A 19,272-nucleotide genomic window follows, 5' to 3' on the forward strand; every position below is an offset into this window, starting at 1 on the left:
GAGGTCGTCCGGGTATCAACACCTCGGGCGACCAGCAATTCGGTGATGGCGTGGGCCGTCGCGACCCTGCTCGGGGCGTTGAAGTCCATGGCGGCGGCAAGGTCTTCCGCAGCGATCCGTGCCTGAAAGCCGCGGACTGTGACGGCATCAGGCCACACCGACTGCAGCCGGAGAAGCCGCGGCCGGATAGTCGATCGGTACGGCCGCCGCGCATGGAAGCTGGCATCGCAGATGACAGCGCCCATGTGCGTCCAGCCACCGGGCGAGTGGAATGGGCCGTCACCGAGGACAGACCGAACGTAGTCCGCGAGCAGCTAAGCAGGTCTAGGAGTGGACATGCACCCAATGATCGTGCCCTGGTCCACCGCGCGTGCCGAGACCGAACATTGGAAGGCGCAGCTGACACAGTGGCGGACGATCCGTCTGCCGCCGCCAGCGGTCAGCGTCGCGCATACAGCCTCAGCTGCCGACGGTGCGGCCTGTCTGCGCCCAACGGCCGTCCGGAGTGACCCCGAAGCTCAGTCGCCAAGGCTTGTGCCCCTCAGCTTCGCAGTCGGCCCACAGCCTGATCGTCGCGTCCTGGTACTGCTGCCGCCAACGTTCTTCACCATCAGCGCCTTCGTACCAAGTCGGCTTTGCAGAAGGGTCAAGGGCCAGCCTGGTGCGGTCGCCTGCTTCCAGTGGGAATGGTGCGTTACTCCGACCGAGTCGGTCAGCACCGTCGATGCCGGGCCGGAACCGGTAGGGACCCCAGATGATCCCTGCGATCTCGTCAGGCGTCGGACCGCCGGCAAGGCTGAGCACCCGGGAACGGTCGAAGTCGTCACGGATGGTGAGTCGTACGCTGAGTCGGCCCAGTTGGGCCGGCCCATCAAAGCGGACGTAGAGCAGCCCATCCGACTGCTCCAGTTTCAGCCGGAGCTGCGGAGTCAGAGCGTTGTGCCAGCGGTCCCTCTCGATCTGAGCAACGGATGCCGCGGTGTCGTTTGCCTGACGTGAGGCCTGCCAAGCACCGAACGCAGCGAGCCCGCTGAACGCGGCTGCAAGGGCCGCGATGGATGTGTCTGCAATGCCCATGCGGGACTGTAACCCAGCTGGAGTAGCAGCCATCAGGCGCACCACTACACCCACAGGAAACTCAAGATCATTCCCACCCAACTACAAGACCCCAGGCCAACCACCCGAACACCCAAACCGAACACCCCAGCAGGCCAACCCACTTACACCCGACAGGGACCGCTCCCCCACCTCAAAATCCCAACTGGAAAACGGGACACCAGACCAGAACAGCCACGCCCCCTGAAGATCACTGCTCCGTCACAGCGGTCCCTCGCTGGGCTCTCTCAATCTCCTCTGCGTACGCGCTGCCCGTCCTCCGGACCCTTCCCGGCATGGCCCGCTTCAGGTGAGTGCCGGTACCAAAGCGCCCTGTCCCTGGCAGCTGGGATGCCAGGGACAGGGCGCTTTACGGCGGGTCAGGCCTCCACGTAGGCGACGACGACAACAGTACGCAGGGCGGTGAGCTAATAGATGACACGGACGTCGTCGACGGCGTACTCGCGTAGTTCGGGGTGGGAGTCGGGAATTGGGCTGCCGAGGTCCGGGGCGACGGACAGTGCGGTCAGGGCGCGGTCCAGGGCGTGGATCTCGGCTTCGTCGGTGATGGCCTCGATCTGCTTGGCGGCGGAGTCGGTGAAGAAGATCCGTGCGCGTCCGCGGGCTTGCTGGGCCATCAGGCGACGTGCCCCCGCTGGGCGTGGAGCTGGGGTGAGCCTGGCCTCGCGCAGTTCCTCCCAGGGGACGCAGTCCTCGATGGCAGGCAGGCCGTTGGCGGCGATGTCCTCCAGGACGGCGGCAACCTGGTCGGCCTGCTGGCGTTTGCGGGCGGCGTACGCGCGTTGTCACCGAAGATTGGTGACCAGCAGATTCGTGCCATCGAACTTTGAGTGACGGTGCCACGCCCCCTCACAGGGGGCGGCGACTGCGGTCGGCGCCAAGCGGGTGACACGGCCGCTGCACTTCCCGGCTCGGCAGAGTTTTCTCTGGTGAGATACCGACAGATCTCCGAATATCTCGCAGAAAAGAGTCGACTCGTGGCTGAGCACATCCTTGAGCCGGAGGCGCAGGAGTTCGCGGACGCGACTGCCAGCCCGCCCTTCCTGTACGAACTCGGTCCAGAAGGCGCCCGCAAGGTGCTCGACGACGTTCAGGCCGCGCCGGTCGCTAAGCTCGAGGTCGGCGAGGACAAGTGGTTCACGGTGCCGGCCGAGGTGGGCGACGTCCGAGTCCGCCTCATTAAGCCGCTGGGAGCCGCAGGCCCCCTGCCCGTCATCCTGTACATCCACGGAGGCGGGTGGGTCCTCGGCAACTCGGGCACCCACGACCGGCTCATCCGCGAACTGTGCGACGGCGCCAAGGCCGCGATCGCCTTCGTCGAGTACGACCGCTCGCCCGAGGCTCACTATCCCGTGGCGATCGAGCAGGCGTACGCGACCGCGCAGTGGATCACCAAGAACGGGGCGAGCGAAGGCCTCGACACCAGCCGCATGGCGGTGGCCGGCGACTCGGTCGGGGGGAACATGACGGCCGCCGTGGCGATCATGGCCACCCAGCGGGGCGACGTGAGCTTCGTGCACCAGTCGATGTACTACCCAGTCACGGACGCCGCCCAGGACACCGCAAGCTATCAGGAGTTCGCCGACGGCCCGTTCCTCACAGCCAGGGCCATGGCGTGGTTCTGGGACTCCTACAGCCCCGACCACGAGCAGCGCAACGAAATCACGGCCTCACCGCTGCGCGCCACGCTGGACGACCTTCGCGACCTGCCCCCGGCCTTCGTGATCGTCGACGAAAACGACGTCCTCCGCGACGAGGGCGAGGCCTACGCTGCCAAGCTCACCCAGGCCGGCGTCCCGACTACGAGTGTTCGCTACAACGGCATCATCCACGACTTCATGATGCTCAACCCGGTCCGCTCCACCAAGGCCACAACGGCAGCCATCGAACAAGCCATCCATGTCCTGCGAAAAGCACTCGGCACCCTCTAGTGCTGTGACCGCATAGGTTCGCCGGTTGGGTCAGGCCGCGTCGGCGAGGGGGCGTCCGCCCCAGCGGATGCCTTTCTCGCTGCGGATGCGGGCGCGTTCTTTGCGTTGGGCGGCCAGGACGTCGGGGTGGCGGGCGTTGGTGTTGCGCCAGCGCAGGTATGCGTGCAGCTCACGGGTCTGGACTGTGTGGTTCGGATGGTGGGAGTTGGCCAGGGTGAACTGCCGCAGTGGCCCGAAGTGCGCCTCGATCGGGTTGGCCCAGGAGGCGTTGGTCGGGGTGAAGCACAGCTCGACCTTGTTCCTCTGCGCCCACCGGCGGATCTTCGTGCCCTTGTGCGCGGAGAGGTTGTCCAGGATCACGTAGATCGGGGCGCCGTCCGGGCGGGCGGCCCGGACGGACTTGAGTGCGGCCAGGCTGTTGGCCGCTCCCTTGCGACGGCGGTTGACGCCCCACAAGGTGTCGTCGCCGATCGAGTAGCAGCCGTGGAAGTAGGTGACGCCGTGGGTGCGGTGGTAGGTCGCCGGGACTCGGTCGGGGCGGCCCTGCCCGGCCCAGCAGGCTCCCCCGGTGGGGCGGATGCCCAGCGGGCCGAACTCGTCAAAAGCGAATACGCGGTCGGGGAAGTTCTCCAGGACGTACTCGATCCGGTCGAGCTTGGCGTCGCGCTCAGGGTCGGTGGACTCCTTCCAGGTCTTGGTCCGCTGGAAGGTCACGCCGCGGCGGGCGAGCAGGCCGCGTAAGGTCTCGCGGCCGATTCGGATCACCCGGCCGTGGACTTTGCGCAGGTAGGCGACGAGTTTGCGCAGCGACCAGCGGGTGAAGGGCTGGCCGAGCTTGGCGGGGCGGGTGGTGGCCGTCTGGATGACGAAGTTCTCGTCGTCAGGGCTGAGCAGGCGGGGACGGCCTCCCGCCCATTGAGGGTCCAGGCAGGCCAGGCCGATCTCGTTGAACCGGTGGATCACATCGCGCACGGTGTCGTCGTCGGCCTGCACCAGCTGGGCGATCACCGGCACACGGTTCCCGCCGGCCGAGGCCAGCAGCATCATCGCCCGCCGATAGCGCACCGAACTCGTACTGCCACGGCGCACGATCTGCTGCAGACGCCGCCCCTCCTGGTCGGTCAGTCTGCGCACACGGACAGGCTCAGCCACCACGCCTCCAGCGATCAGATCGGATGTCACCGCACATCCAACCGCCACGACCACCAACCCGGCGAACCTATGCGGTCACAGCACTAGCCCTGGATTTCGCACGTTGGGATTCACTCCGTCGTTCAGCGAGGTTGGGCTGGATCGATCTTGAGTAGTTCGAGCAGGCGGACCTGGATCTGCTCGGGGATGAGGATCTTGGGTGGTGAGCCGTCGTGGGCGGACAGGTAGCGGATCCTGCTGAGCGCGAAGAAGATCAGGCGCCCGGTGGGCTTCACGGTCCGGTTGTCGAAGGCGTAGAAGCCGACGAGGCCGGTGGCCCGGAGCAGGTGTGGGTGCCGAAAACCCCATCCATGGCCTTTGACCTGCAGATTGTCGTGAAAGGCCAGTGCTGGCCGCATGGGCGTGTCAGGTACTGCCCTACCTCGCCGTGTCGAGCGTGTTCGCCCTCATCCGGCTGCTGCCGATGGGCGCTGTGGACAAGGACATCGAGATCTTGACGCTGCGCCACCAGTTGGCTGTCCTGCAGCGGCAGATCGACAGGCCACGCGTAACACGGGCGGACCGCGCTTTCCTGGCCGCGCTCCTCCACCGGCTCCCCAGGCCCAAGCTGCGGCAGCTGTACCTGATCGTCTCGCCGGAGACGGTGCTGAGGTGGCACCGGGACCTCATGCGCCGTCGCCACGGGGCTGCCTCTCGCCGCAGGCGCTCTGGCAGGCCGCCGACCCGTCGCTCCATCCAGGCCCTCGTCCTGCGCTTGGCCCGCGAGAACAACTCCTGGGGGTATCGGCGTGTCCACGGTGAACTCGCCGTGCTCGGCATCAAGGTGGCACCCTCCACGGTCTGGGAGATCCTACGAGCGCACGGGATCGAGCCGGCGCCCGAACGCGCCCGTCAGACCTGGGCCGCGTTCCTGCGTGGCCAGGCCCACGCGATCCTGGCCTGCGACTTCTTCACCGTCACTACCCTGAACGGCGCGACCCTTTACGTCTTCGCCGTCATCGAGCACGCCAACCGCCGCATCCGCATTCTCGGCGCGACCGCCCACCCCACCGCCGGCTGGGTCACCCAAGCCGCGAGGAACCTCGTCATGGACCTCCAGGACGCCGGCGCCACCATCACACACCTGATCAGGGACCGCGACAGCAAGTTCACCCGCGCATTCGACTCCGTCTTCGAGGACGAAGGCATCGAGATCGTCACCACCGGCATCCGCGTGCCCCGCATGAACTCGATCACGGAACGCTGGGTACAGACCTGCCGACACGAACTCCTCGACCGCACCTTGATCTGGAACCAGGCCCACCTGCTCCACGCGCTCGGCGAGTTTGAGTCCTTCCACAACCAGCATCGGCCTCACCGCACCCTGCACAGCGCGGCACCCCTGCGGCCGCTCCCCGAACCGATCACCGAACCGGACCGGTTCGACCGCCTCGACATCCACCGACATGACCGACTCGGCGGCCTCCTCCACGAGTACGCACACGCGGCCTGACCAGCGCGGACGTAATAATCGGCACCCGCAACCTGTGGCGGGCCGTCGACCAGGACGGCAACGTCCTGGACATCCTCGGGCAGAACCGGCGGGACAAGACCGCCGCACGGCGTTTCTTCCGCCGCCTGATGAAGAAGACCCGGGCGGTGCCCAGGGTGATCGTCACGGACAAAGCTCCGCTCCTACGGCGCCGCCCACCGCGAGGTCACGCCCTCGGTCGAACACCGCTCCCACAAAGGCCTGAACAACCGGGCCGAGAACAGCCACCAGCCGACAAGGCAGCGTGAAGGTGCGATGAAGGGCTTCCGCAGTACCGGTGGGGCGCAGCGGTTCCTGTCCGCGTTCAGCGGCATCTCACCCGACCTCCGGCCCCACCGCCACCTGATGAGCGCACCCGACTACCGAGCCGAGATGACCATCCGCTTCGCGATCTGGGACCAGATCACCGGCTCTGCCGGCCGGCCCACCACGGCCTGAACACAGGCCCGGACCGCGGGCCCACCATGCCCCGACGAGCCATCAGACACGTGCACACCCAACAACGTGACAGCGCCCCCTGGGGCCTATCGGCGCAGCTGCGTGAGCAGTCGACGAACCTCGTCGGCCGGCGGCACGCCCAGCTCCCCCATCCGCATGACGTACCGTTGGTAGAGCGCCAGCACGGCGTCATCGCTGCCGCTGGCATGCGCCAGCGTGATGGCGAGCCGCCAGGCCTGCTCGCGGTACGGATCCTCGCGAAGCACGCTGTCGACCAGTCCCTTCGCCTCGCGATAACGGTTCATTCGATAGGCGAGCTTGGCTGCGTCCACTCGCGCCGACACGAAGGTCTCGCGCAGGGCCACGCGGCGCTCGGCGACCCATTCACTGGAGATGGTCGCCAGGTAGGGCCCCCTCTCGGCACTGCTGAGTGCACGCGACAACGTCTGGAGACGGATCTCTCCGTCCTGTCTCCCGGCCTGAGCTATGAGGTCGACCGCCTGTTGCGCCGACCCCATCGCCAGCGAGGCGCCGACCAGTTGGAAGACGTCGCCGTCCTGAACCGGGCTCAGGCCCTCGGGCAGTGCCTCGCGAAGCCGGTACAGCGCCTGCCGCAGATAGCTGCGCCCGGCGGCATCGTTGCGGCCACTGAAGAGCGCCCTGACAAGCTCCTCGCGTGTCGCCCTCCGATTGGGCGCCCAGAGCAGGTAGCTGAGGAGTTCGAGACTCTTCGTCAGCCGGGGCCGGGTCACGTTTCCGTCGATCATGAGGGTCGGCTCGCCGAACTCCTCAAGGACGAGTCGGGGCGTACTCACGTTCACGCGTACGGGACGTTGGCCCGAGAGGACGGCGAGGATCTCGTGCCAGGGCGACATGCGGCTGGACTTGGTGTCCGCAGCTCTGGCCGCAACCGACGGCACGTCCGCAAGGGCCGTCAGCAGCAGGTGCTGTGTTCCCTGCATCGAGGCGGAGGCCATCGCGAGGTCGGCCGTGGCGTCGGACTCGTCCTCGAGGCCGAGGCGCCATTGCGCCTCGGCCAGGTACACGGCGGCCGTCGGGAGATCGAGATGGCAGTCTCCCTTCTGCATGCTCCGGAGGCATTCTGTTAGGTAGTCGCGCGCCTCGGCATCCCTGTTCTGCAGAAGCATCGACAGACCCGACCACATCTGCCACGTCTCGCGCGTCAGGGCATAGTCCAAGACGCCGTTGGCAGCCGCCGCCGCTAGCACGCAGTCGGCACGTTGCCTGTTGCCTTCGAGGCGCAGCCACAGCTTGGCTTCAGCGAGAAGGCTCATGTTCCAGTACACCTTCGAGCCTGTTGACGCAATGAGGTCCCGCCCCCGCTTAAGCAAGGACCAGGCTTCTTCTCCGCGGCCAAGGTCCAGCATGAGATCGACGGCGTCGACGCCCTGCAACCAAACCGGCTGCGACGAACCGCGACGACGCTCGTACATGGCCATCGCGGCGTCCAAGCGACCTGTGGCGCGCAATGCAGCAACGACCCAGGGACCCCCGAGGACAGTGCGCCACGGATCGAACGAACCCGGGTCGTCGAGTCCTTCAAGGCGACCGCGCACGAAGGAGAGCCGCATCAGCAGACCGTCGAGCGGGCCGGACGGCGTGGTCGAGAACTCGGGGAAGGGCGGCGGCTCCTCGCCGGTAGCCAGTGCGATCATTGTCAACGCGATCTGCCGGTTCCTGCCGGGGGGCAGCCGGTCGGCGAGGGACCGCACCTCCTCGATCCGTCCGGAGTGCCAGAGGCACCAACAGGCCAGGACATGGGCCTCCTCGAAGTTGGGAGCCTCCGGCTCCGGAAGCCAGGCATATCCATGGCGATCGATGAGCTCCACTCCGCGAGCACATTGCTCGAGTGCGAACGCAATGCGCAGGATGACCGATCCGATCTCCGGCGTCAGATTCCGGACCGACGCTCCCAGTGCATCGAGCCAACGTGCCGCCGCCGCGAAGTCCATCCGCGCAACGAGGCTGGGGAGTGCTACGGCAGCCAGCCGCCCAGCCGCCTCCAGGTCACCGAGCCGGAGCAATTCGTCGACGGCTTCCTCGTGCTCGCCGCTGGCGATCAGGACGTCGGCGTACCTGCGACGAACCATGTCGAGCGTCTTGGCATCCTCCCGTCCCATGGCCTCGAGCAGGAAGTCTCGGAAGACCGGGTGCGCCGTCATACGCGAACCGTCCGAGGACCACGTCACGGGAAGGTGCCGGGCGCGGAGGTCTGCCATGACCTGCGCCGCGTTCTCCTGGCCCAGGGCCCGGGCGCCGCCCACCGACACCTCTTCCAGTAGACTGGTGTGCAGGAGGAACGTTCTTTCCGTCAGGGAAAGGAAGTTGAAGACGTTCGCTGCGACATAGCACCGCAGCAGGTCGGGATCCATCGTGTGAGAGCGTGTATGGCGCCAGCCCTCGAACAGGACGCCCATAACCCAGCCCCCCGTCGCCGCCACGGCCTGAACCGGATCCACGTCGGCGCGACCGACGGTTCGCAGGGCTGCGGCGGCTTCCTGGGCGTCGAAAGAAAGATCGCTCTCGACCAGCTCACCCACCCGGCCGAACTCGCTCGTCGAGCCCAAGTCGACGCGGACGTCGACGCGCGAGATCAGGACAAGGTTCACGCCGGACGGCAGGTAGCGAGCGAAGGACGACAGCACGGCCACGCAGGTCTCGTCGGGGGCGACTCGTTCCACGTTGTCGCACACGAGAATGAGCCGACTGCCCTGGAGGCTTTCCGCCAGCAGTCCCGCTGCCTCACCGATGTGAAGACTGCTGCTCAGGGCATCAGACGCCACATCGGCTGCGCTGGGGACAGCACCCTCAGCAGCGACCTCGAGATAGACGAGCAGGCGGCCCGCCTGCTCGGTACCGTCGAGTGACAGCCAGGCAACGGGCCTGTCGAGGTCACTGACGGCCAGGGCCACCGCCGTGGTCTTGCCGGCCCCAGCCGTCGCGAACACGTTCACCACGGTGTGGCGTTCGAGCAACCCCCTCAGCCGTTGACTGAGCCTTTCGCGAACGACGATGCCCTTCGACGGCACCGGCATGGCCAGTTTTCGCCTGATGATCGCGCGATGGTGTCGGCCTGGCGCCCTCGAGCCGCTAGGCCGGTCGGAAGCAGAGTCACCCATCTATCGTCGCGCCTCCGCCGCGTGCTCGGTGACGGGCGGTGCTCCGGAGGCGGTCTGCTGGCGTGGCACGGGCCGGGTGGCCGTGGCGGGCGTGCGGGTGATCGCGATGACGGTCTCGTTGACCGCCATCGACGCCGGCTACGACGCGGTCGACAAATGGGAGACTACCGCAACTCAACACAGCTTTGCGGGCGACGAGCTTGATCACGCGGTTGATGCCCTCGCTCTTGGCGTTACTGCGGCCTGTGTCGATGAACGCGGCGATCTCGGTCCACCAGCGGTCGACGGTGGCAGCAAGGGTACGGACTTCGAGGATGTCGGAGTCCGCGCACCAGGTGAGGAACTTCCAGCGGACATGGCCGACTTGGTGGCGGTCGGCCCCGGTGCGGGCCAGAGCGAGGAGGTTTCGCAGGTTCTCCACCTATTCACCGCTCCCGACTACCAAGCCGAGATGACCATCCGCTTCGCCATCTGGGACCAGATCACCGGCGCCACCGGCCAGACCACCCCGGCCTGAACGCAGGCCCAAACCGCGGGCCACCATGCCCCGACGCACCGTCAGACACCCACACACCCAATAACGTGACAACACCCTCGCCCGGGTTAGCCCGAGATCAGGCGACGGGCTTCGACAGGCCGCCGTCGACGCGCAGCACCTGACCGGTCACGTAGGAAGCGTCGTCGGACGCCAGGAACGCCGCCGCAGCACCGATTTCGGCGGTCTCGGCCCAGCGGTCCAGGCGAATGCCAAGCCCCTTGGCCATGCCGGCCCGAACCTCTTCGGCGCTCTTGCCCTGCTGCTTGGCCATGGCCTCGGTCTTGGTGAGCCAGCCCTCGGTCTTCGTCATTCCGGGGGAGATCGCGTTGACCCGGATGTTGCTGGGAGCCGCCTCGGACGCCAGGTAGCTCGTGAGCGCGACCACGCCCGCATTCACGATGGCCGTAGGACCGGTGTTGGGAATCAGCGCGTGCGCAGTCGCGCCGACAACATTGACGATGTTGCCGCTGCCAGTCCGGCTCAAGAACGGGAGAGCGGCCTGCGAGACGCGAATGAACCCGATCAGCTTCGTGTCGAAGGCCGACGCGATGTTCTCCTCGTCGACCTTGTCCAGGGTGGTCGGCGCGAGCTGCGGCCCTGCGTTGTTGACGAGGATGTCAAGGCTGCCCTGCCACGCGTGGACCTCTGCCAGCGCGCTGTTGACGGAATCCGCGTCGGTGACGTCCGCGACGACGGGGAGCACGTTCGCGGCGTCGGCTCCATCGGTGAGACGACCGGCCGCAGCCTTGACGGCAGCCTCGTCCCTGGCCGCGATCGCCACCTTGGCGCCACGCTCGAGCAGCGCCTGCGCGATGGCGAAGCCAAGGCCTCGACTACCACCGGTCACGAAAGCCGTACGGCCCTCCAAGTTCCAACCTGCAGCCATGTTCAACTCCTCGAGTTAGTGACGGTGAAGGCGGATTGCTCCATGAGGCGGCAAAGCCGCGAGCGTCGGTCGAGTGAGACGAGCACCAGGGGCGGGTCCAGAGACACGGCGGTGAACGCGTTGACCGTCGCGCCGTGCAGGCCGCCCTCAGGCTCGCGGCAGGTCACCACCGTGACACCGGTGGCGAAGTGCCCCAGGGCCCGGCGTAGTTCCCGTGGGTCGATCGCCATCTGCCACACCTTTCGTCAGGAGTGCTCGACACCGAGGGCGGTGTCGACCAGCACGTCCTAGCGGGCGAGGAGCCCGGTCAGTGCCCGGCTGAGCTCGGTCGTGGGATCGGGCACTCCCTCGCGGCTACGCCAGCCGACGAAGCCGTCGGGGCGAACGAGCGCGGCTCCGGCCGGGCCGATCCCGTAGGCAGCCGCGATGTCGTCGCCTCGTGTGTCGACCAGCGGTGTGACCACCGGCAGGCCATTGCGGGCCGCCGCATCTGCCGCCTCCTGCCAGGGCCGGCCCGAATCCCCGGTCACCAGGACGAAGCCGTTTCCGAACAGGTCGAGGATGGATCGATCAGAGTCGAGTTCGACGTGAGGTGCGCGGGTTCCGGGTTGTCCGAGCGCCTGCCGGGGGCGCCCGACCCGTGTGTCGTCGTCTGCCGCTTCGGCATCGGGCAGGATCGCCGCGGAGTGGTAGCGGTAGCCGATCTCCATGCTGAAGTCGTCCACGAGCTCGGGGACGTCCTCGGTCATCAGCTCCGGCGTGACCCGGTGGCGGTAGCGCGAATAGGCCTGATCGATCGTCAGCTCACCGACCGGGCGACGCTCGGCGTCGTAGCTGTCCAGCAGCGCTTCGCCGGCTGTGCCTTGAACGACCATCGCGAGCTTCCACGCGAGATTGTGCGCGTCGTGGATGCCGGTGTTGCCGCCGAACCCTCCCATGGGCGGTACCACATGGGCCGCGTCTCCGGCGAGGAAGATCCGGCCTGCCTGGTAGCGTTCGGCCACGTCGGCGGTGGCCACCCATTCCGCGACGTCGTCGATCTGCACCGGGAGATCCGGCAGTCCGATGGCACTCCGGAGGAGTCGGGCGGCCCCTTCGGTCGTGAGCTCTCGCGTGACGTCCAAGGTGCCAGGAAGGGTGGGGTCACCCAGCGTGTTGACGACGAGGAACCCCGACGTCCCCGTTCGCTCGAACCGGAAGAAGCCACGCAGGGCCGGGTTGGTGACGTAGATGACGCCGAGTTCGGTCCCCTTGAGGAGTTCACGGCAGTCGGCGTGGAAGTAGATCGTCGCACTGCGGGAGAGCTGGCCGTGTCCGCCCATCTTGATCCCGAGCTGCCCGCGGATCGGGCTGCGGTTGCCGTCGGCTGCGACGACGTACCGGGCGCGAACCTGCTCGACCGCGCCGGTCCCATGGTCTCGGATGGTGGCGGTGACACCTTCGTCGTCCTGCTCCAGGGACACAACTTCGGCGTTGTAGCGCAGGGTTGCCCCGAGGGCCTCAGCGCGCTCGCGTAGCAACGGCTCCAGCGCATCCTGAGCGACGAACAGGCGCCGGGAGGGACTGAACTCGGCGACCCCTTGATTGAGGTCGGGGATATAGGACGCGACCTCGCCTTCGGCCAGGGTGCGGACCTCGTTGATACCACCGTTGGGGAAGTACCGCTCGGCCGAAAGTTGCTGGAGGGCCGGTTCGAGCCCGACCGAGCGCATCAGCTCGAGAGTGCGCAGGTGCAGGTGTCCCGCACGGGGGTGGATGGCAGTGCCTGGGTGGCGCTCGACAGCAAGAACTTCGACGCCTTGCTGGGCGAGGAACAGCGCCGTGGACAGCCCGACCAGGCTGCCACCGACGACCAGGACTGGGACCTCGTTCGTGTTCACGGTGTGCGTCACACCGTGAACGATGAGGCCCCCGGGCCAAATTTGTCGATCTGCTGATGGTGATGTAAGACATCGATCGCAGCTATTGTCGCAGCCCATGAACCTGGGAAGCGTCGATCTCAACCTGCTGCTCGCGTTGGACGCCCTGCTCACCGAGCGGAACGTGACCCGGGCGGCGACCCGCGTGGGGCTCAGTCAGCCCGGCATGAGCAGCGCTCTGGCCCGGTTGCGGAAACTGTTCGACGACCCGCTGCTCGTTCGTGAGGGCACGACGCTCGTCGCGACGGCACGCGCCGAAGCGCTCATGCAACCGGTCCGGGAGGCCCTCGACATCATCCAGCGCGCACTGAACAACCGGCTCGGGTTCGACCCTGACACCGACGAGTGCACGGTCAGGATCAGCTGTTCCGATTACAGCGTGCTCATATTGATCGGGCCGCTCGTGCGCCGCCTTGCCGCCGAGGCGCCCGGTGTCACGATCCAGATCCGGCCCCGCTCGCCCGATCCTTCGCGGATGCTGCGCGACGGTGCGACAGACCTCGTCATCGAGCCGACGGCGATCATGGGGGAGGTCTCCTTGCCTTCGCAGCCGTTGTTCACCGATCGATGGCTGTGCGGCGTCTGGGAGGGCAACAGCCAGGTCGGTGACGAGCTGAGCATGCAGACGTACCTGCGGCTCGGCCACGTCATCTATTCGATGGCAGCTGACCTGCCGGCCGCCGTCGTGGACACCTACCTGGCCCGAACCGCGCCGCCACGACGGGTTGAGTTCACCGTGGAGAGCTTCCTGATCGCGCCGGCGCTTCTGCAGGGCACCGACCTGATCACCTTGGTGCTCGAGAGATCGGTCCCCCACCTGCCAAGCACCGCGGCGATCCGGCTGCTCGATCCCCCGCTGGAGCTTCCGGCGCTCATCCAGAGACTGTGGTGGAGTCCGCACCGCACCACGGACCCGGCGCTCACGTGGGTCCGGGCGAAGATCGGTGAGGTCGCCGCCAGCCTGAACGCTCCTGGCGTTTGACCTGGCGCCTGTCTCCACGGCTCGCCCGGGAACACTGGCGAGGAGACTCGGCGGAACCCGGGGGCAGCACAAGGTCGACGCTCCCAGGTTCATGAGCTGTAACAATAACTCGGATCAATATCATCCAATGACGCCAGCAGCTTGGCAAAAGTGGCCCGTGGTCCGATTGTTAGTGGGTGATACACGGCATGACCACGGACGAGGTTCCCGTTTGATCGCGGCGGGCACCGATGCGGGCTGCTGTCGGCCCCACCCGAGTTGCTGGGCGTGATCACCTGCTGCGGGCAACCGTCGACACAGTGCTGCCCGGGGCGATCCGCCCCGGGCAGCGAAAAGCGCTTGGTTGGTTGGAACTGGAACGGAGAGCTCACCGAGGAGATCCGTGTGATCCACCAGGCCAACTACGGCGTCTACGGCGCTCGCAAGATCCACGCCGCGCTGCTGCGGCGCGGACACACGGTGGCGCGCTGCACGGTCGAGCGTCTTATGCGGCAGGCCAGCCTGCGCGGCGTGATCCGGGTCAAGAGCCCGCGCACCACCCGGCCCGCCGCCGAGACCGCCCGCCCCGCCGAACTGGTGAACCGTCAGTTCACTGCCCAGGCACCCAACCAGCTGTGGGTCGCGGACATCACCTACATCCGTACGTTCTCCGGCTGGGTATACGCCGCGTTCGTCATCGACGTCTTCTCGCGCATGGTGGTCGGCTGGCAGGTCACCACCTCCCTGACACCGACCTCGCCCTGGACGCCCTGGAGATGGCGATATGGCGCCGCCGCCATGCCGGCGGCGACCTGTCGGGACTGGTGCACCACTCCGACCGCGGCGTGCAATACCGCGCCATCCGCTACACCGAGCGCCTCGAGCAAGCTCAGGTCGTCGCCTCGGTCGGCTCCAAGGTCGACTCATATGACAACGCCCTCGCGGAGGCATTCAACAGTTTGTTCAAGGCCGAACTGATCCGCAACAAGGGTCCCTGGACCGGCCTCAACGACCTCGAGGTCGCTGTCGCCGAGTACATCGACTGGTTCAACCAGCGACGGCTCCACGGCGAGCTGGGGCACGTTCCGCCCGCCGAGTACGAGGCTCTCCACGCAACGACCCGCACCCACGAACCCGCCCTGAAAACCAGCTAACCCACTCTCCACGAAACCCGGGGCTTGACACCCACAGTGTTGGAGGCAGTAATGAGTGCGAACATCGATCTCGCGGCAGATGGCCCATCGCCGTCCGAGGCGGACCTGCTGAGTGGGTACGAGCGTTATCACACGCGCAGCCCCAAGGAGGCCGAGATCGGGTTCGCGACACTCCTCGCCCCGCACCGGCTCCGCGTCGGACCGGACCAGACCGGATTCTCCGCGCTCACCCGCGCCGCCGGCGCCGACGGCGCGTTCGTGTACTACATCAGCTGGGGCTGCGAGGTGATGTTCGATCGCCCCGCATACGACGAGTACGTCGCGGTGTTGATGCCGACGAAGGGTTGGCTCGGCGTGCACCATGAGGGGCGGCGCCATGTCATCGCGGCTGGCCAGTCGTTCGCCGTCCTGTCCCCGGGACAGGACGTCCGCATGCGATGGTCGCCCGACAGCGAGGTGTTCTCGCTGCGGGTCGACCTTCGCTGCGTGCGCAGGATGCTGCGCACCCTCGCCCCTGCCGGCACGGCCGACCGGCCACTGCGGTTCGCCGGCCCCGCCGTGGACCTGCAGTACGGAGCATCGGTGCACGGGGCGGCGCGCCTGCTCGCCACGGTGTTTGGCCAGTACGCGTCCACGGACTCGGTGCCACAGCCGGTCGTCCGGCAACTGGCCGACCACGCGGCTACTGCCGTTCTGCTGGGGTTGGAGCACAACTACCTCGACGAGGTCATGCACGGCGGGCCGGCCAGCCGACCTGGACCCACGGACGTGCGGACCGCCGTCGAGCTCATCGACGCCGAGACCTACGCACGGTACACCATCGCCGATCTGGCGCGGCTGTCGGGTGTGACGGTGCGCACCCTGGAGCTGGCGTTCCGCCGGTCGATGGCCGTCAGTCCGTACGTCTACCTGCAACGCGAGCGGCTGGCCAAGGCGCACCGTGAGCTGCAGGCGGCCAATCCCGCGGACCGGGTCATGGTCGCCGACGTCGCCATGCGGTGGGGTTTCGGGCACAACGGCCGGTTCGCGGCCCGGTATCGGCAAACCTACGGCGTGCTGCCGTCCGAGACGCTGCGGCAGGCCTGTGCTGACCTGTACCGCTCGAATACTCGATTGTGTGGCTGACCTGCGTTGTCGCCGGCGGACTTGACATGGCGCTGGTTAGCTTGCCGGATGCTGCTCAAGATCGTCTACGTGACTCCACCCACGCGTAAACGACTCCGTTGGGAAAAGCGAGATTCGAGCGTGCCTGTGTCGTTCGTCTTGCTGGTGGCTATGGTCGTTGGCGGGATAGGGGGATTGGGATGTCGCTGGAGGCGCGGTCGGATGAAGGGGTGCCTGAGCTGACGGCGCGGGTGGTCCGGGCCTCGTTTCCCAAGGGGACCTTGGCCATCCGGATCCGGGAAGCTCTCGGCGCACTGTTCACGGACGAGGACTTCGTCGAGGCCTTTCCCGACCGGGGCCGGCCCGCGATCTCGCCAGGGGCCCTGGCACTGGTGCCGGTGCTGCAGTATGCCGAAGGACTCTCCGACCGGCAGGCCGCTGACCAGGTGCGAGCGCGCATGGACTGGAAGTTCCTGCTGGGCTTGGAGCTGGATGATCCGGGGTTCGACTTCACTGTCCTGGGTGACTTCCGCTCCCGTCTGATCACGCACGGGCTGGAGGAGCGGGTCCTGGAGGTGGTGCTGGCCCGGCTGTCGGAGGCCGCACTGCTGCGGGCCGGTGGCCGACAGCGCACCGACTCCACGCACGTGCTGGCAGCGGTGCGCACGCTGAACCGGATGGAGTTCGTCGGCGAGACACTGCGGACAGCGCTGGAAGCGCTGGCGGCGGCCGCTCCGGACTGGCTGACGCCGTTGATCAGCCCCGCGTGGGTGGAGCGGTATGGGGCCAAGGTCGACAACTACCGCTTCCCGAAAGGGGAGAACGTCCGCCGGGAATGGGCCGAGCAGGTCGGGCGGGACGGGTTCGCTCTCCTGGACGCCATCGATGGCCCGGCCGCGCCGGCCTGGCTGCGCGAGATCCCGGCAGTGGGCATCCTTCGCCGGGCCTGGGCAGAGCAGTATCACAGGGACGGACAGGAGGTGCGCTGGCGGGAGGGCAAGGACCTCCCGCCAGCCAGAGACAGGCTGTCCTCCCCCTATGACACCGACGCCCACTACGGCATCAAACGCGGGGCAGGCTGGTGCGGTTACAAAGTCCAGACTCCTACAACGCAATAGGTAACCCGGGGTGGGGTCCGAACTCGTGGACGGGATCGAGTGCTTGATGGTGATCCTGTCGGGGCCGATCCGGATTTCTTTGACCACCGCGCGCAGGACGCGTTGTCGGTCGAGGATCGAGCTGGTCCTGGCGTTCTCGCGCAGCCGTGACAGGAACGCCTCCAGGTTCTCGGCGAGTTTGAGGTAGGCCTGTTGGTCGACGAGCTGGGCGGCCAGTGCATCCAGTTGCCTTTGGAGGGTGTGTCGCTTGGTCCGTAGTGTGGGCATCCGGTCGCGAAGCTCCTGCAGGGTGACCAGCTCTTCTTGATAGGCGTTGACCATGCGGTTGATCTGGGCTTCGACCCTGGCGATCTCCTGGTGCAACCGCTGTTGGCGGGCCTGGACCGGGTCGGCGTCGCGCATCCGCTCCAGGCGCCGTTCCAGCTCGTCGCGGACCAGTGCCGGGTCGGACAGCAGGGCGACCACCTTCTCCCAGATGAGTTCGTCGAGGGCGTCGGCCCGCAGCGGGCGGCTTGTGCAGACCCTCACGCCTCCGGGCAGCTCCCAGCCGTTGGTGCCGGGGCAGCGGTAGTAGTGGTACTTCTTCGGGCCCGGCCCCTGCGAGGTCCGGTTGTAGGCGTATCCGCAGATGTCGCACACCAGCAGTCCCTGCAGGAGCGCGGGCGCTTTGGTGTTGCGCGGGGAAAACTTCGCGTTCTCGGCCAGCCGCCGTTGGACCAGTGCGAAGACGTCCTCGCTGACCAGCGCGGGAACCGGGATGTCGATCCACTCCTCGCGGGGCCGGGCAACCACGCCGGCCTGCGCTGGGACGCTTTGTCCGGCAAGCCGGGAGGTCCGGTTGGCCCGCGGTGCGGCCGATGCGGTCTGGGTCTTCCCGAACGCTGCCCGTCCCATGTAGGCGGGATTGCGCAGCAATCGGCCCAGCGTGCCGGCGTCCCACTGCGGGTTGCCCTTCGGCGAGGGGATCTGGCCGGCTGTCAGTTCCCGGGCCAGTGCCCGCATGGAGATCCCGCCGACGGCGTACCGGTGGAAGATCCGTGCCACCACCAGGGCCTCGGCCTCGACCACCGCATAGGCGGCCGCTCCGTACTCGGCCCGGGACAGGTAGCGGTAGCCGTACGGAGCCCTGCCCAGAACACTGGTCGCCCCGCTGCGGGCCCGGTGCAGTCTGCCGTGTCGAGGACACTCGGGCGTAGAGCGCTGCATGGATCATGGCCGTTACCTCGCTGGCCTGGGCGGCGTCCCCGCAGGGGGACGAGGATCTGGTAGGCGGTGGCGAGCTCCGCCGCGCCGAGCCGATCGAAGACGAACTCGAACGTGATCTCGGGGTCGTCCATCGATGCTCCCAATCGATGGTGGCTGCCCCGCACACGACCGGCCCCGCAAGACGACATCGGGAGCACGACCTGCACTTCGAACGTAGCGTCGGGCACGTCAAGCGTCTGCACCCCTGGGCGACCGGGTTCGGAGATCAGCAGTCAGACCCGCCATGACCTCGAACTCGAAGTTGCCTTTTGCGTTGTAGACGTCCATCTGAGTGAGACCTGCGAGCCGGACGCACCGCATCTGATCACCAACGTGGAGACCACGAACGCCACCGTCAACGACACCGAGGTCACCGCGACCATCCACCACCATCTGGCCGAGCGGGTGCTGAAGCCGCGTGAGCATGTGATCGACGCCGGACATGTCACCGCCGCCCACATCCTGGCCGCCCGCGAGGATCACGGCATCAACCTGGTCGGCCCCGTCGGCACTGACACCCACCACAGCGGACGTGATGCACAGGCACCGGACCTGACCCAGGCCGCCTTCACCACGAACTGGCAGGCCAGGAAAGTCATCTGCCCCCAGGGGGCGACCAGTGCCAGCTGGTCCCAGCAGCGCAAGGCCAGCGGCACTCCCATCGTCCGGGTGCACTTCGCGCTCGCCGACTGCATCGCCTGCCCGCTGAAACCAAGGTGCACCAAGGCAGCCAACGGCAAGTGGGGCCGCAGCCTCACCCTGCTGCCCCGCGAGCAGCAGCAGATCCTCGAAGAACGACGCGCCGAACAGCAGACCGACCTCTGGAAGAAACGCTACGACGTTCGCGCCGGGGTTGAGGGCACCATCTCCCAGGCCGTCCGCCGCACCCACCTGCGACGCACTCCCTACCGAGGCCAGAGCAAAACCCACCTCGCGAACATCCTCTCCGCCGCCCTCAACATCACCCGCGTCGACGCCTGGCTGAACGACACCCCACTCGCGTCTCCCACCTAGCACGCCTCACCCCCGCGGCATGACC

The 19,272-nt window shown here is 67.3% G+C and carries 15 protein-coding genes and 5 pseudogenes; 10 read left to right on the top strand and 10 right to left on the bottom strand.

Annotation, left to right across the window (positions count from 1 at the left end; translation table 11 throughout):
• Positions 1 to 459: 459 nt before the first annotated feature.
• Both C4B68_RS41140 and C4B68_RS00105 read right to left on the bottom strand, forming a co-directional pair.
• Entirely contained in the window at positions 460 to 1,077 is a 618-nt protein-coding gene (locus tag C4B68_RS41140; protein ID WP_143674580.1) for a hypothetical protein, read from the bottom strand.
• 446 nt (positions 1,078 to 1,523) lie between these two features.
• Positions 1,524 to 1,733: a type II toxin-antitoxin system RelE/ParE family toxin gene (locus tag C4B68_RS00105; RefSeq protein ID WP_099506834.1), complete on the bottom strand. Its 210-nt coding sequence runs from the start codon at positions 1,731 to 1,733 to the stop codon at positions 1,524 to 1,526.
• 360 nt (positions 1,734 to 2,093) lie between these two features.
• Between C4B68_RS00105 and C4B68_RS00115 the strand changes: the two genes are divergently transcribed.
• Positions 2,094 to 3,047, top strand: a complete 954-nt coding sequence (locus C4B68_RS00115; RefSeq protein WP_099506836.1) for an alpha/beta hydrolase — start codon at positions 2,094 to 2,096, stop codon at positions 3,045 to 3,047.
• Positions 3,048 to 3,077: 30 nt separating this feature from the next.
• Here the strand turns inward: C4B68_RS00115 and C4B68_RS00120 are convergent, their stop codons facing one another.
• Together C4B68_RS00120 and C4B68_RS00125 are read right to left on the bottom strand one after the other, a co-directional pair.
• On the bottom strand, positions 3,078 to 4,199 hold the full coding sequence (locus C4B68_RS00120; RefSeq protein ID WP_338059726.1) for an IS630 family transposase: 1,122 nt from the start codon (positions 4,197 to 4,199) through the stop codon (positions 3,078 to 3,080).
• A gap of 122 nt (positions 4,200 to 4,321) precedes the next feature.
• A complete protein-coding gene (locus tag C4B68_RS00125) occupies positions 4,322 to 4,597 on the bottom strand; it encodes a hypothetical protein (RefSeq protein ID WP_099506793.1) in 276 nt (91 codons plus the stop codon).
• A gap of 65 nt (positions 4,598 to 4,662) precedes the next feature.
• Here C4B68_RS00125 and C4B68_RS00130 point away from each other — a divergent pair, with 65 nt between their 5' ends.
• Both C4B68_RS00130 and C4B68_RS00135 read left to right on the top strand, forming a co-directional pair.
• A complete protein-coding gene (locus tag C4B68_RS00130; RefSeq protein ID WP_099506795.1) occupies positions 4,663 to 5,691 on the top strand; it encodes an integrase core domain-containing protein in 1,029 nt (342 codons plus the stop codon).
• 32 nt (positions 5,692 to 5,723) lie between these two features.
• Positions 5,724 to 6,168, top strand: a pseudogene (locus C4B68_RS00135) (IS6 family transposase); the annotation flags it as partial.
• Between the two features lie 86 nt (positions 6,169 to 6,254).
• On the opposite strand, the gene C4B68_RS00140 reads toward C4B68_RS00135, so the two are convergent.
• The gene (locus C4B68_RS00140) at positions 6,255 to 9,224 is read right to left on the bottom strand and encodes an AfsR/SARP family transcriptional regulator (protein WP_240634083.1); all 2,970 of its coding nucleotides are present in this window, start codon (positions 9,222 to 9,224) and stop codon (positions 6,255 to 6,257) included.
• 502 nt (positions 9,225 to 9,726) lie between these two features.
• Between C4B68_RS00140 and C4B68_RS44520 the strand changes: the two are divergent.
• Positions 9,727 to 9,825 (top strand): annotated as a pseudogene (locus C4B68_RS44520) (IS6 family transposase); the annotation flags it as partial.
• Between the two features lie 97 nt (positions 9,826 to 9,922).
• Here the strand turns inward: C4B68_RS44520 and C4B68_RS00155 are convergent.
• From C4B68_RS00155 to C4B68_RS00165, 3 genes are read right to left on the bottom strand one after another with little or no spacing between them, the layout of a single operon-like run.
• Positions 9,923 to 10,714, bottom strand: a complete 792-nt coding sequence (locus C4B68_RS00155) for an SDR family NAD(P)-dependent oxidoreductase (protein WP_276311524.1) — start codon at positions 10,712 to 10,714, stop codon at positions 9,923 to 9,925.
• Positions 10,715 to 10,734: 20 nt separating this feature from the next.
• Positions 10,735 to 10,962 (bottom strand): flavin reductase family protein, encoded by a 228-nt coding sequence (locus tag C4B68_RS00160; RefSeq protein ID WP_099506705.1) that lies wholly within the window; start codon positions 10,960 to 10,962, stop codon positions 10,735 to 10,737.
• Between the two features lie 57 nt (positions 10,963 to 11,019).
• Positions 11,020 to 12,624, bottom strand: a complete 1,605-nt coding sequence (locus C4B68_RS00165) for an FAD-dependent monooxygenase (RefSeq protein ID WP_167458956.1) — start codon at positions 12,622 to 12,624, stop codon at positions 11,020 to 11,022.
• Positions 12,625 to 12,709: 85 nt separating this feature from the next.
• On the opposite strand from C4B68_RS00165, the gene C4B68_RS41145 reads away from it, so the two are divergent.
• Both C4B68_RS41145 and C4B68_RS44525 read left to right on the top strand, forming a co-directional pair.
• Positions 12,710 to 13,633, top strand: a complete 924-nt coding sequence (locus C4B68_RS41145; RefSeq protein ID WP_257217555.1) for a LysR family transcriptional regulator — start codon at positions 12,710 to 12,712, stop codon at positions 13,631 to 13,633.
• 267 nt (positions 13,634 to 13,900) lie between these two features.
• Positions 13,901 to 14,296: pseudogene (locus tag C4B68_RS44525) on the top strand (IS3 family transposase); the annotation flags it as partial.
• Here the strand turns inward: C4B68_RS44525 and C4B68_RS42630 are convergent.
• Positions 14,266 to 14,412 carry a hypothetical protein gene (locus tag C4B68_RS42630; RefSeq protein WP_240634086.1) on the bottom strand — a complete coding sequence of 49 codons (147 nt, stop codon included), beginning with the start codon at positions 14,410 to 14,412 and terminating at the stop codon, positions 14,266 to 14,268. The pseudogene C4B68_RS44525 and the gene C4B68_RS42630 overlap by 31 nt on opposite strands.
• Here C4B68_RS42630 and C4B68_RS42635 point away from each other — a divergent pair.
• From C4B68_RS42635 to C4B68_RS42640, 3 genes and pseudogenes are all read left to right on the top strand, one after another.
• Positions 14,389 to 14,766: an integrase core domain-containing protein gene (locus C4B68_RS42635; RefSeq protein WP_099506709.1), complete on the top strand. Its 378-nt coding sequence runs from the start codon at positions 14,389 to 14,391 to the stop codon at positions 14,764 to 14,766. The genes C4B68_RS42630 and C4B68_RS42635 overlap by 24 nt on opposite strands.
• A 51-nt stretch (positions 14,767 to 14,817) precedes the next feature.
• Positions 14,818 to 15,891: an AraC family transcriptional regulator gene (locus tag C4B68_RS00190; RefSeq protein WP_099506710.1), complete on the top strand. Its 1,074-nt coding sequence runs from the start codon at positions 14,818 to 14,820 to the stop codon at positions 15,889 to 15,891.
• A 179-nt stretch (positions 15,892 to 16,070) separates the two neighbouring features.
• Positions 16,071 to 16,982: pseudogene (locus tag C4B68_RS42640) on the top strand (transposase); the annotation flags it as partial.
• Positions 16,983 to 17,462: 480 nt separating this feature from the next.
• Here C4B68_RS42640 and C4B68_RS42645 read toward each other — a convergent pair.
• Positions 17,463 to 18,194: pseudogene (locus C4B68_RS42645) on the bottom strand (recombinase family protein); the annotation flags it as partial.
• A gap of 372 nt (positions 18,195 to 18,566) precedes the next feature.
• On the opposite strand from C4B68_RS42645, the gene C4B68_RS00205 reads away from it, so the two are divergent.
• The gene (locus C4B68_RS00205) at positions 18,567 to 19,247 is read left to right on the top strand and encodes a transposase (protein ID WP_167458958.1); all 681 of its coding nucleotides are present in this window, start codon (positions 18,567 to 18,569) and stop codon (positions 19,245 to 19,247) included.
• The last annotated feature ends 25 nt before the right edge of the window (positions 19,248 to 19,272 follow it).

This window comes from Streptomyces dengpaensis (assembly GCF_002946835.1).
Classification (GTDB): Bacteria; Actinomycetota; Actinomycetes; order Streptomycetales; family Streptomycetaceae; genus Streptomyces; species Streptomyces dengpaensis.